This window comes from Vibrio sp. R-1, from assembly GCF_035615595.1.
In the GTDB taxonomy this organism is placed as follows: Bacteria; Pseudomonadota; Gammaproteobacteria; order Enterobacterales; family Vibrionaceae; genus Vibrio; species Vibrio cholerae.
In genome coordinates this window covers 1-369 of sequence record NZ_WPDC01000344.1, presented here as the reverse complement: position 1 = coordinate 369, position 369 = coordinate 1, and the positions used below count along the sequence as shown (strand labels likewise).

At 52.6% G+C, this 369-nt stretch carries 1 rRNA gene; it reads left to right on the top strand.

Going from position 1 to position 369, the window contains the following annotated elements:
• A 23S ribosomal RNA gene (locus GOU96_RS18435) occupies nucleotides 1-369 on the top strand; the annotation flags it as partial.

Sequence of the window (369 nt, the reverse complement as noted above, 5' to 3'; positions counted from 1 at the left end):
TGGCAGTCAGAGGCGATGAAGGACGTGCTACCCTGCGAAAAGGGTTGGTGAGCTGGGATGGAGCGCTATAGCCAACCATGTCCGAATGGGGAAACCCACCTAAGATAACTTAGGTATCGTTAAGTGAATCCATAGCTTAACGAGGCGAACCGGGAGAACTGAAACATCTAAGTACCCCGAGGAAAAGAAATCAACCGAGATTCCGTTAGTAGCGGCGAGCGAACGCGGAGCAGCCCAGAGTCTGAATCAGTGGATGCGTTAGTGGAACGGATTGGAAAGTCCGGCGATACAGGGTGATAGCCCCGTACACGAAGACGCATTGCTGTGAGCTCGATGAGTAGGACGGGACACGTGGTATCCTGTTTGAAG